The following is a 14,432-nucleotide window of genomic DNA, read 5'->3' as shown; positions in this document are numbered from 1 at the left end:
GAGAGTCAACCCCGGCGATTGACGAGCACGATGCCGCCGAGCACCAGCAGCGCCGATATGGCGAAGCGCACGCCGACGACGTCGTGCATCAGCACCACGCCGAACGTCACGCCGAACAACGGGGTGAGAAACGAGAACACCGCGAGCCGGGACGTCAGGTACTGGCGCAGCAGCCAGAACCACGCCAGATAGCTCGCGAACGCCACCAGCACGGACTGGTAGAACAGGCTCGCGAACACGAGCCCGTTGAATTGCACATCGATATGCTGGCCCGCCATCAGCGCCAGCGCCAGCAATGCCACGGCCGAGACGGCCAGCTGATACAGCAGCGTCTTGCTGGCCGGTGCGCTCGCCAGCGGGCTGGCACGCACGAGCAGCGTGGTGGCCGCCCATAGCGCGCCCGCAAGCACGCCGAGCCCATCCCCGATCAATGTGGAACCACCCTGCGTGGGCGACGTAGTCGCGCCCCCTATGCCGTTCCCTATGCCATCGGCGAACGCAATCACGATGCCCGCGAACGCGGCGATCACGCCCAGCCATTGCGCGGGCCGCAGCCGCTCGCCCGGCACCGTGAAATGCAGGCCGAGCGCGGTGAACACCGGCGCCGTATAGAGAAACACCGCCATGCGCGAGGCCGTGGTATGGCCCAGTCCGACGAAGATGCAGAGGAACTCGCCGCCGAACAGCAGCCCGGCGAGCAACCCCGCGGGCAGCGTGCCGTCACGCTGCCACAGCGGCTGGCGGCGCCACAGCGTGAAGCCGTAGACCAGCAGCGCCGCGATGGCCGAGCGCACGCCGGCCTGCATCACCGCACCCATCAGCGGTGCGGTGACCTTGATCACCACCTGTTGCAGGCCCCATGACGCGCACAGCAACAACATGAGACCCACGGCAATGGCGTCGAGCGGACGGCGGTCGAGGGCCTGCGCGGCAACGCTCATCGCGGGGCCGGTGCTTACGGACGGTTCGCGTCGCGCGTCGAATGACGCTCGATCAGTTCGATCTTGTAGCCGTCCGGATCTTCCACGAACGCGATCACGGTCGTGCCGCCCTTGACCGGGCCCGCTTCGCGCGTGACCTTGCCACCGGCCGCGCGGATGCGGTCGCAGGCCGCGGCGGCATTGTCGGTCTCCAGCGCGATATGGCCGTAGGCCGTGCCGAGGTCGTACTTGTCCACGCCGTAGTTGTAGGTCAGCTCGATCACCGCGCCTTCGCTCTCGGGACCGTAGCCGACGAAGGCCAGGCGGTACTTGTACTCGGGGTTGTCGCTTTCGCGCAGCAGCTGCATGCCGAGCACGCGCGTATAGAACTCGATCGAGCGCTGGTAATCGCCAACGCGGAGCATGGTGTGGAGGAGTCGCATGTGGGGTCCTTCTGTGGTTGTCTAGAACGTCGGTAACAACTCGGGGGGATGCGCGCGCAGCTGTGCGCGGGCATCGCGAAACTCGGGAAAGATCGATTCGACCGTTTCCCAGAACCGCGGGCCGTGGTTCATTTCCTTGAGGTGCGCGAGCTCATGCGCGGCCACGTAGTCGATCATCGACAGCGGAAAATGCATGAGGCGCCAGTTCAGGCGGATCTTGCCGTCGGCGGTGCAGCTGCCCCAGCGCGTGGCCGCGGACGTCAGCGCAAAACCGGTATGGCGCACGCCGAGCTTCTCCGCGTAGATATCGAGCCGCTCGGCCAGCAGGCGCCGTGCCTGATGCTGGAGCCAGCCCTGCACGCGATCCTTGATCTGTTGTTCGTCGGCATGCGCCGGTAACGCGAGATGCAGCACGCGCGTGGCCGCATCGAACTGCAGCGCGCCGAACGGCGAGTCCAGCTGCAGCGTGATCGGCTTGCCGAGGAACGGCAGGCTCGCGCCGTCGCGCCACTGCACGGTCGGTAACACACGGCGCGCTTCGCGATGGCGCCACTCGCCGAGCTTGGTAAAGATCCAGCGCTGCTTTTCGAGGATCGCCGATTCGATATCGACGAGCGTGACCCAGCGCGGCGCCGTGATGGACAGGCCGCGATCGTCGATCGTGAAGCCGATGGTCCGGCGCGCCGACCGCTTGAGCGTGTAATGCAGCGCGCGCTCGCCGATATGGAGCACACGGGCGTTGGGTTGCAGCGGCGGCCACGCGGGCGGTTCCGCGACGAGCGGCGCGGGCTCGGCCGCCAGCGCGGCGTCGCCGGGCGCCGCCGTGAACCGTTCGCCGGTCTCGACGGCATGGCCGGTCGTCCCGAACAGCAGCTCGAGCTGCGCGTCGGTGGTATCGGGGGCGGGCCGCAGCAGCTTCATGCGGGAGCCTTGTCCTGCGCGCCGCGCTCGCCGCGGTAGCTGTCCGCGTCGATGCGGCGCATCTCCGCCTCGACCCACGTCTGCACTTCGGTGTTGAGCTGGTCGGCCGTGCGGTTCGCGGAGCTGATGGCCGGGCCGATCGAGATCGTCACCGTGCCCGGATACTTGCGGAACGAATTGCGCGGCCAGACGCGGCCGGAGTTCACCGCCATCGGCAGGATCCATGCGCCCGTTTCCGCGGCGAGGCGCGCACCGCCGCTCTTGTAGCGCGGGTTCGCCATGCCGGAAGGCGTGCGCGTGCCCTCGGGGAACATGATGATCCATGCGCCCTCGGCAAGCCGCTCGCGGCCCTGGTTGGCCGCCTGCGCGAAGGCGCGCGAGCCGTCCTTGCGGTTGATATGGACCATCTTGAGCATGCCCAGCGCCCAGCCGAAGAACGGCACGAACAGCAGCTCGCGCTTGAACACGAAGCAGAGCGGCTTCGGCATCAGCGCCACGTAGGCGACGGTCTCCCACGCGGACTGGTGCTTCGACAGCAGCACCACGGGCTTGTCCAGCATCGTGCGCATGTGGTCCATGCCCTCGATGCGGTACTTGATGCCGCAGATGCCGCGCGCGGCCCAGATCACGAGCCGCGTCCAGCCCTGCACGAAGCGGAACCGGTTCGCGGCGTTCATGAACGGAAAGACGATAAAGCAGGCGCACGCGTACGGCGGCGTCAGGACCACCAGGTAGATGGCGAACAGCAGGGAACGAATGAAGATCATCGGGGTTGCGCGCGGGGAGCCTCGTTCGGAGGCTCGTGTGAGGGGGCCGGGGACTTGTGCGCCGATTGCGCATCGTCGCCGGTGACCAGCCAGCGCGCGAAGGCGGTCAGGTCGTCGTGGATGCGCGTGCCGGCAGGCAGGCCACCCTTGTCTTGCGTCTTCCGGCCCTTGCCGGTCAGCACGAGGTGCGGCACGCAGCCAACGGCCACGCCGGCCTCGAGGTCGCGCAGCGAGTCGCCGACCACGGGTACCGCGCGCAGCTCGATGCCGAAACGCTCGCCGATCTGCTCGAACATGCCGGGCTTCGGCTTGCGGCAGTCGCAGCCATCGGCGGCCGTATGGGGGCAGAAGAATACCGCCTCCACGCGCCCGCCGAGGCTGGCCAGCGCCTTGTACATCTTCTCGTGCATCGCGTTGAGGGCGCTCATCTCGAACAGGCCACGGCCGATGCCCGACTGGTTGCTCGCGATCACGACGCGAAAGCCGGCCTGGTTCAGCGCGGCGATCGCCTCGAGGCTGCCGGGAATCGGCACCCATTCATCGGGCGTCTTGATGAACTGATCGCTGTCGAGGTTGACGACGCCATCGCGATCGAGGATGACGAAGCGGGGCGGTGTCTGTGGCATCTTGCGTGGCTTCCGTGTGTGACTGCCGGGCCGTCAGGCAGCGAGCTTGGAGATGTCGGCTACCCGGTTGGCGAGCGCGTGCAGCGACGCCAGCAGGGCAAGCCGGTTCGCGCGCAGGCGCGCATCGTCGGCCATCACCATCACGTCGTTGAAGAACTGGTCCACCGCCTCGCGCAATTGCGCGAGGTCGCGCAGCGCGGCCGTGAAATCGCCGCCGGCGAACGCCGCTTCCACGCCCGGGCGCACGCGCTCGATGGCGGTGTGCAGCGTGCGCTCGGCGTCTTCCTGGAACAGTGCCGCATCGACGGTGCCGATGGCTTCGTCGGTCTTGCGCAGGATGTTCGTGATGCGCTTGTTGGCGGCCGCGAGCGCTTCCGCCTCGGGCAGCGCCGCGAACGTGCGCACCGCTTCCATACGGCCCATGATGTCGTGCAGCGCCTGCGGACGCAGGCTGACCACGGCTTCCACTTCGTTCGTCGTGTAGCCCTTGTCCTTCAGGTAGCCGCGCACGCGGTCGTACAGGAAGTCCAGAATCGCCTCGCGCGCGGGCTTTACCGCGGCGATGCCGGCAAACGACTGCTCGGTCAGCGCCAGCAGCGTGTCGAGCTTTACCGCGAGCGGCTTCTCGATCAGCATGCGCAGGATGCCGAGCGCGTGGCGGCGCAGCGCGAACGGATCCTTCTCGCCCGTCGGCTGCAGGCCGATGCCCCAGATGCCGACCAGCGTCTCGAGCTTGTCGGCCAGCGCCACGGCCGTGCTCACGTTGCCTTCCGGCAGCGCGTCGCCGGCAAAGCGGGGACGGTAGTGTTCCGAGCAGGCCAGCGCCACGTCATGGTCCTCGTGGTCGTGGCGCGCGTAGTACGTGCCCATCGTGCCCTGCAGTTCGGGGAACTCGCCGACCATGTCGGTCAGCAGGTCGGCCTTCGCGAGCTCGGCGCCGCGCATCGCGGCAGCCTGGTCTACCGGCGCGCCGGTGCCGTTCATGGTCTCGGCGATATGGCCGGCGATCTGCTGCAGGCGCTGCACGCGGTCCAGCTGCGAGCCGATCTTGTTGTGATACACGACGTTCGCAAGCTGCGGCACGCGCGAGGCCAGCGTCTTCTTGCGATCCTGGTCGAAGAAGAACTTGGCGTCGGCCAGGCGCGGACGCACCACGCGCTCGTTGCCGGTGATGATCGACTGCGGCGTTTCCGTGGCGAGGTTCGAGACGATCAGGAAGCGGTTGCGCAGATGCCCGCTGGCATCGGTGAGCGCAAAGTACTTCTGGTTGGTCTGCATCGTCAGGATCAGGCACTCCTGCGGCACCGAGAGGAACGTTTCCTCGAAGTGGCAGGCGTAGACCACGGGCCATTCCACGAGCGAGTTCACTTCGTCGAGCAGCGCGTCGGGCATGATCACCTGATCGGCGCCGGCTTCGGCCAGCAGCGAGGAGCGGATGCGTTCGCGGCGATCGGCGTAGCTCGCGACCACGCGGCCCTTCGACTCGAGCAGCGCGGCGTAATCGTTGGCATGCGGAATCTCGATCATGCCGTGCGACAGGAACCGGTGGCCCTGCGTGATGTTGCTGGCATCGAGGCCGAGCACCGACACGGGCACGATCTCGGCGCCGAACAGCGCGATGAGGCTATGTGCGGGACGCACGAAATGCACCGTGGTGCCGTCCGGGCGCTGGTAGCTCATCACCTTCGGAATCGGCAGCTTGCCCAGCGTCTCGTCGAGCGCCGCCTGCAGGCCGCCGGCCAGCGTGGCGCCGCGCGCGGTGTAGCGGTGGAAAAACGCGTCGGCCTTGCCGTCCGAAGCGCGCTCGAGCGTCTGCCAGTCGATCGACTCCACGCCGATGGACTTGGCCAGCGCCGCGAGTTTCTTGGCGAGCGGGGCGGTGGGCGCGCCGGCGGCGTCGAGCGCCACGGTCAGCGGCAGCACCTTCTCGCGCTGCTCGCGGTCCGGCGCGGCACGGCGTACGCCCGTGACCAGCGCGGCCAGGCGGCGCGGCGTGGCAAACGGCGTCACGGCGGCACCGGGCTCGAGCAGGTCGCGCTCGCGCAGGCCGGCAAACAGGCCTTGTGCAAACGCGTCACCGAGTCGGGCCAGCGCCTTGGGCGGCAGCTCTTCGGTGAACAGTTCGATCAGCAGCGAATCGGTCATCAGTTGCGACATGAATCGTATCCAACGGGTATGAGGCAGGCACCGCGCTCAGCAGCGCGGTGCGGGATTGGGTTCTACGCCGGACAGCAGCCACAGGCCGTTCTGTTGCCGGAACTGCAGCGTGGTGTATGCGCATTGCGCGGCCACGCCGGATGCGCCGCGGCTGCCCGCGGCGGGAAAACGCGCATCGATCCGCTGCTGCCGGCGGTCGTAGCGAATCTCGTCGATGCGCCCGCCGATCCAGAAATCGATCTTCTGGGGCAGCTGCGCGGCCGAGCGGTACATCTTCACGGTACGCCGCGCGTGGCCGTTGCGCTCTTCCCACTCGACCCAGGTCAGCGGGTAGCGGATCGCGCTTTCATAAGCGCGCAACGGCACGCGATGCCAGCCGAGGTCGCGCGATCCGGACAGATCGCACGAGAACGACCGGACGAGCTGCGTCCACTGGTCCACGGCATTGAGCCCGGGCCGCCAGTGGCGCGAGATCGCCTGTTGCAGCTGCTGCTGGTCGGCCTCGCACACGTTGGCGAGACTCTCCGGCAGGTACAGCGCCTGCGGCGTGGGTGGGCTCGTGCGCGCGGCCAGCGCGCTGCCCGAAGCTCCCATCGCCACGCCGGCCGCCGCGATCGCCGCCGCGACCGTGACGCGGGTTGCCAGCGCGCCGCGCGCGCGGGACGTCATGCGCGTGCCCCGTTGCCGCACATCGGAAAGCCGAGGGCCTCCCGCGAATCGTAGTAGGCCTGCGCAACCTGACGCGACAGATTGCGGATGCGGCCGATATACGCCGCGCGCTCGGTCACGGAGATCGCGCCGCGCGCGTCCAGCAGGTTGAACGTGTGGGCGGCCTTGAGCACCTGTTCGTAGGCGGGCAGGGCCAGGCGCGTGCCGCTCGGCGCTTCGCCTTCCTTGACCTCGCCCATGAGGCGCTTGGCCTCACCCTCGTGTTCCGAGAAATGGCGGAACAGGATGTCGGTATTGCTGTGCTCGAAGTTGTACGTCGACTGTTCCACTTCGTTCTGGTGGTACACGTCGCCGTAGGTCAGCCGGCGTGTCTCGCCGTTCTCGACCCATTCGGTCCATACGAGGTCATAAACGTTCTCGACCTTCTGCAGGTACATCGCGAGGCGTTCGATGCCGTACGTGATCTCGCCCGTGATGGGCTTGCAGTCGATGCCGCCCACTTGCTGGAAGTAGGTGAACTGCGTCACTTCCATGCCGTTGAGCCAGACTTCCCAGCCCAGGCCCCATGCGCCCAGCGTCGGATTCTCCCAGTCGTCCTCGACGAAGCGGATGTCGTTCTGCTTGAGGTCCAGTCCGAGCGCCTCGAGCGAACCGAGGTACAGCTCGAGGATGTTCTCGGGCGCGGGCTTCAGCACCACCTGGTACTGGTAGTAATGCTGCAGGCGGTTCGGGTTCTCGCCGTAGCGGCCGTCCTTGGGCCGGCGCGACGGCTGCACGTACGCGGCACGCCACGGCTCGGGGCCGATCGCGCGCAGGAACGTATGCACGTGCGACGTGCCCGCGCCGACCTCCAGATCGATCGGTTGCAGCAACGCGCAACCCTGCCGGTCCCAGTAGGCCTGCAGGGTCAGAATCATTTGTTGGAAGGTCAGCATAGAAAGGACGGAAATGAATGCGGCGGCAATCCAGGCAGGCGGATTTGCCAAACCCCGAATTCTATCGTTTTTTGACCGCCACCCCCCATGGATGGGGGGCGTTTGCGTGGAATGCCGGATTTTTCGCGGGTTGCCGCGGTGTCAGATTCGGGCAACGGGTCGGGAAAACACTGACGCGATATTCAGAGAAGGACGATTTGTGCCGATACAGTTTTTGTATACAGTGCAAAGAACGCAGTCGTGCAGAACTGCCATCCACATTGATAAGGGGATCCGGTCATGTCGTTGTTGCCTCGTAAGCCTTACCTTGTCGCCATCGCCGTGATGGCCGTCGCCGCCGCTGTCTCGGTGGTACTTCGCTAGTCGGCCCCTCGTCGGCCCTCAGCCCCGCCTGCGCGCGATCAGGCGCGCCATCACGCGCGCCACCAGCGCGGCCGCCAGCACCAGCCCGCTCGCCGCGAGGAACGGCACGTTCCCCCAGCGGATGAACGGCGTCAGCCCCTGCATGCCCTGAACCGTCGTGGCCAGCGTGCCGACCTCGAACGTGGGCAGCCGCTCCGTGGAGCCGTCAGGCTTCACGACCGCCGTCATGCCCGTATTCGTCGCCCGCAGCATCGGCCGGCGCATTTCCAGCGCGCGCATCCGCGAGATCTGCAGATGCTGGTCGAGCGCGATCGTGTCGCCGAACCACGCGAGGTTGGTCATGTTCGCCATCATGTTGGCCGGCGCCTGCTGGTGGCGCAGCGTATGCGCGATCTCTTCGCCGAACAAATCCTCGTAGCAGATATTGGGTGCCACGCGAATGCCGCGCACCGGCACCGCCGGCTGATCGAGCCCGCCGCGGCGGAAGTCGCCGAGCGGCATCTTCATCATGTCCACGAACCAGTGGAAGCCGAACGGAATGAACTCGCCGAACGGCACCAGATGGTGCTTGTCGTAGCGGTACAGCGTCGGATGCTCGGGACCGATCGCGAAGGCGCTGTTCGTGAAATCCACGGGTGAGTCAGCGCCGACTGCGCCAAACAGCACCGTGCTGCCGGAGCTTTCCATAAAGCGCCGTACGTCCTGCGCGATATCGAGCGGCAATTCCTGCAGGATCACCGGGAAACCCGTTTCCGGCGTGACCACGAGGTCCGCCGGTTTGGCCGTGATCAGATCGCGATAGAGCTCGAGCGAACGCTGGATGCCGGCGGGCTCGAACTTGATGTCCTGCGCGACGTTGCCCTGCAGCAGCCGCACCGAGATCGGATTGCCGGCCGGCTGTGTCCAGGCCACGGGGCGCAGCAGCGCGCCGACGAGCGCGATCGCGGCGGCGCAGGCAAGGGCGGCCCCCACGCTGGCCCGGCGGCGCAGGCCGGCCGCGCGCACGGCCACCACGATCAGCGCCGCGAGTGTCGCGGCCAGCGTGGCGATGCCATACACGCCGAACAGCGGCGCATAGCCCGCCAGCGGACCTTCGGTATGCGGATAGCCGCTGCCGAGCCACGGGAACCCCGTGAACACCACGCCGCGCAGCCACTCCGAGAGGCCCCATGCGGCACCGAACAGCACCGCCGCCATGACACCGGCCGCGCGGCCGCGCGCCTGCGTCAGCCCGTACCAGACGCCGCCGGCCAGTGCCGGCCACAGCGACAGGTACGCGGAGAACAGCACGACCGCGGGTGCCGCCATCCAGGCCGGCATTTCGCCATAGACGTGCATGCTGATATAGAGCCACCAGATGCCCGAGAGGAACCAGCCCATGCCGAACGCGTAGCCGGTGGCCGCGGCCATTCGCGCGCGGCCGGCGTCGGCCATCAGCGCCACGAGCCCGGCCAGCGCAAGCAGTTGCAGCCACCACCAGTCGTGGGGCGCGAATGCCTGCGTGTGCGCGACGCCGAGCACCGCCGCCAGCAGCAGGCGCAGTCGAGGGCCAGGCGCGGTCGCGCGCGAAAGGTCGCCCGTGGGGCTGCCCGAAGCAGAGGTCATCGATGGTGAAAATGTTGGTTCGGGGGAAACCCCGGCACGTGCATTGGCATCGCCGCGGCGTGCTTCCGCCGCGCCGGTGTCGGAACGCTTCATGCGTCGGCTACGGCCAGGGCGTCGCTGGTGGCCTCGCGGCGCACCTGCAGCAGATGGACCTGGCGCGCGTCGGCGCGCAGGACCTCGAAGCGGATCGGCGGCAGCGTGATGATCTCGCCGCGGTGCGGCACATGCCCCAGATGGTTGATGAGCAGCCCGCCCACGGTATCGACGTCGTGGTCGGAGAATGCGGTGCCGAACGCCTCGTTGAACTGTCCGATCTCGGTCAGCCCATGGACGCGCCATGCACCGTCGGACGTCGGAAGGATCTTGTCCTGATCCTCGTCGAGGTCGAACTCGTCCTCGATGTCGCCCACGATCTGCTCGAGCACGTCCTCGATGGTCACCAGCCCGGCCACGCCGCCGTACTCATCGACGACGATCGCGATGTGATTGCGGTTGATGCGGAACTCGCGCAGGAGGATGTTCAGTCGCTTCGACTCCGGGATGAACACGGCCGGCCGCAGCGTTTCGCGCAGGTCGAACGTCTCGTCGGTGTAGTAGCGCAGCAGGTCCTTCGCGAGAAGGATGCCGATGATGTTGTCCCGGCTACCCTCGTAGACCGGAAACCGCGAGTGCGCGGTCTGCTGCATGTACGGGATAAAAGTCTCGGGTGCGTCGGCGATATTGACCGCATCCATCTGGGCGCGCGGCACCATGATGTCGCGCGCGGTGAGCTCGGAGACCTGGAACACGCCCTCGATCATCGAGAGCGAATCGGCGTCGATCAGATTGCGCCCGTGCGCGTCCTGCAGCACTTCGAGCAATTCGGCGCGGGTGTCCGGCTCAGGAGAAATGAAATCCGAAAGGCGTTCGAGAAGAGATCTGGGGCGATCCGACTGCTTGAAATTGGCAGCTTTCGAACTGGGATAGGGGTCGTTCATGTCGCGGCTAGCGCGTGGTGGAGATCGTCTGAAGCATACACTAAAAGCTTTACGGCCCGCCCTCGCACCCGGGCTGGAGTGCCGAAGGCGGCGCAAAAGGGGCCGGAACCCCGCGCGCCGCCGTACAGACGTGCCTCAATACAGACGTGCCTTAATGTTCGCGCACGGGCAGGTACGGGTCGTCGAAGCCCAGCGCCTGCAGCGTCTCGGTCTCGATCGCTTCCATTTCCTCGGCCTCGGCGTCGTCCTCGTGTTCGTAGCCCTGCGCGTGCAGCACGCCGTGGACGATCAGGTGCGCATAGTGGGCAAGCAGCGGCTTGTGCTGTTCGCGCGCTTCGGACTCCACCACGGGGCAGCACAGGACGATATCGCCCGTCACTGGGTCGTCGGCGTTCTCCGCGTAGGCGAAGGTCAGCACGTTGGTGGCGTAGTCCTTGCCGCGATAGGTGCGGTTGAGCGCGCGGCCTTCGTCTTCGCCCACGAAGCGCACGGTCAGCGCGGCATCGGCATACAGCGCGGACTTGACCCACGTCTCCACCTGCTTGCGGCGGGGCAGGCCATCGCCCTTGCGCACGCCGTCGCCATATTGGAGATCGAGTTCCAGCGCGGGCGGCGTGGCCGGCGTGCCCGTCGTGGTGGTCAGCGGCGTGGCCGTCACCGCGACGGACAGCGCGTCGTGATTGTCGGGGCGGACCAGCAGGCCCGCCTGCTGGGCGGTGTCCGTGTGCTCGGCGAGCAGCGCGACCACGCCGTCGGCGGCCTGCGACAGGTCGATCGTCACGCTGCGGCCGTCGGGCAGCTGCACGCGCAGGGCATGCGCGGCGGTCTTGCGCGCGCGGCCGTCCGCGTCGAACAGGGTGACGGTGGTGGGGGATGACTTCTTCAAGATACTGCGTCCTTTGTGGGGGAGTGCCGTGGCGCCTGGATCAGGCGTCCTTGTGCTGGGCGTGATACTCGTCGTAGGCATCGACGATGCGGGCCACGAGCGGATGCCGGACCACGTCGATACTCGTGAAGCGTGTGAACGAAACGCCGCGCACCTCGCGCAGCACATGCTGCGCTTCCACGAGGCCGCTCTTCTGGCCGCGCGGCAGATCGATCTGCGTGGTGTCGCCCGTGATCACGGCCTTGGAGCCGAAACCGATCCGGGTCAGGAACATCTTCATCTGCTCGGGCGTGGTGTTCTGCGCCTCGTCGAGAATGATGAATGCATGGTTCAGCGTGCGGCCGCGCATATAGGCCAGCGGCGCGATCTCGATCATCTGGCGCTCGAACATCTTCTGCGTGCGGTCGAAGCCGAGCAGATCGTACAGCGCGTCGTAGAGCGGGCGCAGGTACGGATCGACCTTCTGCGCGAGGTCGCCGGGCAGGAACCCAAGGCGCTCGCCGGCCTCGACGGCGGGACGCGTCAGCACGATGCGCTTGACCGCGTCGCGCTCGAGCGCATCGACGGCGCAGGCCACCGCGAGGTACGTCTTGCCGGTGCCCGCGGGCCCGATGCCCAGCGTCAGGTCGTGCGAGAGGATATGGCGCAGATACTCGCGCTGCGCGGCCGTGCGGCCCTGCAGGCCCGCGCGGCGCGTATGGAGCACGGGGGAGTCGTCATCCACCGAGGTGCCGCCGTCGGTTTCGGTCTCGGCGTCATCGGGAAGATAGCTGCCATGGGCGCCGATCTGACGGGACTCCACGAGACCCAGCTGCACGTCGTCGATCGATAGCGGCATGCGCGCCTCGTTGTAGAAGCGCTCGAGCGCGAGCGCGGCGTCCTGCGCCAGCTTGCCCCGCACGGTCATGCGATGGCCGCGGCGCTGGATCGTCACGTCGAGCGCCTGCTCGATCTGGCGGAGGTTCTCGTCGAGCGGGCCGCACAGGTTCTGCAGCCGGGTGTTGTCGTCGCGGGGGGCGACGAATTCTGCGGTAATCGCTGCGGTGGATTTCTTCATCGTCGGTGTCGTACGGGGGCTTACTGCCGCACCACGATCTCGCCGCGCAGCGAGTGCGGGAACGCTTCGGTGATGCTCACATCGACCATCTGGCCGATCATGCGATCGCGCTGCGACTGCGGGACACCGGGCAGCGCGAAGTTGACCACGCGGTTGTTCTCGGTGCGGCCATGCAGCTCGGTCGGGTCCTTCCGCGCGGGACCTTCCACGAGGATGCGCTGCACCGAGCCGACCATGTTCCGGCTGATGCGCTGCACGTTGTCCTCGATCGTCGCCTGCAGCCGCTGCAGGCGGCGCAGCTTGACCTCGCGCGGCGTGTCGTCGTGGAGGTTCGCGGCGGGCGTGCCGGGGCGCGGGCTGAAGATAAACGAGAACGACGTGTCGTAGCCGACTTCCTCGACCATCGCCATGAGCTTGTCGAAGTCGGCATCGGTCTCGCCGGGGAAGCCGATGATGAAGTCCGACGACATCGACATTTCGGGCCGCAGCACGCGCAGCTTGCGGATGATGCTCTTGTACTCGAGCACGCTGTAGCCGCGCTTCATCGCCATCAGGATGCGGTCCGATGCATGCTGGACGGGCAGGTGCAGATGGTTGACGAGCTTGTCGCAGCGGCCATAGAGCTCGATCAGCCGCGACGTGAACTCCTTCGGATGGCTCGTCGTATAGCGAATGCGCTCGATGCCCGGAATCTCCGCCACGTATTCGATCAGCAGCGCGAAGTCGGCAATCTCGCTCGTGCCGCCCATCGCGCCGCGGTAGGCGTTGACGTTCTGGCCCAGCAGCGTGACTTCGCGCACGCCCTGCTCGGCCAGGCCGGCGACTTCGGCGAGCACGTCCTCGAACGGCCGCGACACTTCCTCGCCGCGCGTGTAGGGCACAACGCAATAGCTGCAGTACTTGGAGCAGCCTTCCATGATCGAGACGAATGCGCTCGGACCGTCCACGCGCGCGGGCGGCAGATGATCGAACTTCTCGATCTCGGGGAACGAGATATCGACCTGCGAGAGACCCGTCTGGCGCCGGCGCGCGATGAGGTCGGGCAGGCGATGCAGGGTCTGCGGGCCGAACACGACATCGACATACGGCGCGCGGTTGACGATGGTCGCGCCTTCCTGGCTGGCGACGCAGCCGCCCACGCCGATCACGAGGTCGGGCTTGGCGGCCTTGAGCGCCTTCATGCGGCCCAGCTCGGAGAACACTTTCTCCTGGGCCTTCTCGCGCACGGAGCACGTGTTGAACAGGATGACGTCGGCTTCCTCGACGTTATCGGTGGGCTCGAGGCCCTGCGTGGCGTTGAGCACGTCCACCATCTTGTCCGAGTCATACTCGTTCATCTGGCAGCCGTACGTCTTGACGAAAACTTTCTTCATGGTTGGTGCCGGTCTCAGTGGTTTAACCTGGGGGCATCCGCTTTTGCAACGGGTGACATCGACAAATCATCCGCGGTGGGGACCACGGTACTACGGGTTGGCCGAAAGGCTCAGTGCGCGGCCTTCCAAGCCTTGTATTCGGCATCGGTCATGATCCATGCGGTCAGCAGCTGGCCATACACGTCCAGCCGGTAACGCACTTCGAGCTTCTGTCCGATCAGCGCGCTCACGGGCGTCAGCTGCATGTCCGTCGAAAACACGCGCAGGCCGGGCGCCATGCTCACGGTCTTGCTGCCGAGCTTCGCCGTCTGCGGGCCGGACGCGCTCGGCGCGGCCATCACGAGGCGTGCCTGCCCGGCATCGTCGGGAATCGCCCGGACGGGCGCGCCGACACCGACGGGGTTGTTCGTCGGGCCGCCCGTGATGCCCGGTCCGTCGGACACGATCGTGGCCTGCTGCGCCAGCGCCGCCGGGAGGATGGGCGCCAGTGCTGGCACCAGCGCCAGGGCCAGCGCCAGACGTGGCAACGTCCGCCGGACGTGACGGGAAAGGCGCAGGCTTGCGCCGGCAGGTTGGCGCGGAAGGCGACGGCTGAAAGCAACGGGCATTGCAGGCTCCGACGAGGCAAGGTAACCCGCAATTCTACCTGTTCGTCCACTCGGCGGGCGACCCGGCGAGGCAGTTGGCGACAGACTGGTACACTACGGGCCTTTCCTGTTCCGACGACGGTTGC

General features: G+C 67.1%; 14 protein-coding genes. All 14 read right to left on the bottom strand.

Going from position 1 to position 14,432, the window contains the following annotated elements:
* Positions 1–5: 5 nt before the first annotated feature.
* The 14 genes from FOB72_RS12285 to FOB72_RS12220 all read right to left on the bottom strand — a co-directional run bounded on the left by FOB72_RS12285 (position 6) and on the right by FOB72_RS12220 (position 14,307).
* Positions 6–941: a DMT family transporter gene (locus tag FOB72_RS12285; RefSeq protein WP_150372772.1), complete on the bottom strand. Its 936-nt coding sequence runs from the start codon at positions 939–941 to the stop codon at positions 6–8.
* A 14-nt stretch (positions 942–955) separates the two neighbouring features.
* Entirely contained in the window at positions 956–1,363 is a 408-nt protein-coding gene (gene gloA, locus FOB72_RS12280) for a lactoylglutathione lyase (RefSeq protein ID WP_150372771.1), read from the bottom strand.
* A 21-nt stretch (positions 1,364–1,384) separates the two neighbouring features.
* Complete coding sequence (locus FOB72_RS12275) at positions 1,385–2,284, bottom strand: M48 family metallopeptidase (protein ID WP_150372770.1); 900 nt, start codon at positions 2,282–2,284, stop codon at positions 1,385–1,387.
* On the bottom strand, positions 2,281–3,051 hold the full coding sequence (locus tag FOB72_RS12270) for a lysophospholipid acyltransferase family protein (RefSeq protein ID WP_150372769.1): 771 nt from the start codon (positions 3,049–3,051) through the stop codon (positions 2,281–2,283). The genes FOB72_RS12275 and FOB72_RS12270 overlap by 4 nt, the downstream gene beginning before the upstream one ends.
* Positions 3,048–3,677 (bottom strand): D-glycero-beta-D-manno-heptose 1,7-bisphosphate 7-phosphatase, encoded by a 630-nt coding sequence (gene gmhB / locus FOB72_RS12265; RefSeq protein WP_150372768.1) that lies wholly within the window; start codon positions 3,675–3,677, stop codon positions 3,048–3,050. Before gmhB ends, FOB72_RS12270 begins: the two co-directional genes overlap by 4 nt.
* Before the next feature lie 33 nt (positions 3,678–3,710).
* On the bottom strand, positions 3,711–5,834 hold the full coding sequence (gene glyS / locus FOB72_RS12260; protein WP_150372767.1) for a glycine--tRNA ligase subunit beta: 2,124 nt from the start codon (positions 5,832–5,834) through the stop codon (positions 3,711–3,713).
* 36 nt (positions 5,835–5,870) lie between these two features.
* Positions 5,871–6,503, bottom strand: coding sequence for a hypothetical protein (locus FOB72_RS12255; RefSeq protein WP_150372766.1), 633 nt, complete (start codon positions 6,501–6,503; stop codon positions 5,871–5,873).
* On the bottom strand, positions 6,500–7,438 hold the full coding sequence (glyQ, locus tag FOB72_RS12250) for a glycine--tRNA ligase subunit alpha (protein ID WP_150372765.1): 939 nt from the start codon (positions 7,436–7,438) through the stop codon (positions 6,500–6,502). Before glyQ ends, FOB72_RS12255 begins: the two co-directional genes overlap by 4 nt.
* A 381-nt stretch (positions 7,439–7,819) precedes the next feature.
* Positions 7,820–9,406, bottom strand: coding sequence for an apolipoprotein N-acyltransferase (gene lnt, locus FOB72_RS12245; RefSeq protein WP_150373881.1), 1,587 nt, complete (start codon positions 9,404–9,406; stop codon positions 7,820–7,822).
* 89 nt (positions 9,407–9,495) lie between these two features.
* Positions 9,496–10,383, bottom strand: coding sequence for an HlyC/CorC family transporter (locus tag FOB72_RS12240; protein WP_150372764.1), 888 nt, complete (start codon positions 10,381–10,383; stop codon positions 9,496–9,498).
* A gap of 151 nt (positions 10,384–10,534) precedes the next feature.
* Entirely contained in the window at positions 10,535–11,269 is a 735-nt protein-coding gene (gene ybeY, locus FOB72_RS12235; protein ID WP_150372763.1) for an rRNA maturation RNase YbeY, read from the bottom strand.
* A gap of 40 nt (positions 11,270–11,309) precedes the next feature.
* Complete coding sequence (locus FOB72_RS12230) at positions 11,310–12,326, bottom strand: PhoH family protein (RefSeq protein ID WP_150372762.1); 1,017 nt, start codon at positions 12,324–12,326, stop codon at positions 11,310–11,312.
* Between the two features lie 20 nt (positions 12,327–12,346).
* A complete protein-coding gene (miaB, locus tag FOB72_RS12225; protein ID WP_150372761.1) occupies positions 12,347–13,699 on the bottom strand; it encodes a tRNA (N6-isopentenyl adenosine(37)-C2)-methylthiotransferase MiaB in 1,353 nt (450 codons plus the stop codon).
* A gap of 110 nt (positions 13,700–13,809) precedes the next feature.
* The gene (locus FOB72_RS12220) at positions 13,810–14,307 is read right to left on the bottom strand and encodes a hypothetical protein (RefSeq protein WP_223851318.1); all 498 of its coding nucleotides are present in this window, start codon (positions 14,305–14,307) and stop codon (positions 13,810–13,812) included.
* Positions 14,308–14,432 lie beyond the last annotated feature (125 nt).

Source organism: Cupriavidus pauculus, from assembly GCF_008693385.1.
Taxonomy (GTDB): Bacteria; Pseudomonadota; Gammaproteobacteria; order Burkholderiales; family Burkholderiaceae; genus Cupriavidus; species Cupriavidus pauculus_D.
This window is presented reverse-complemented; position numbering and strand designations above follow the sequence as displayed.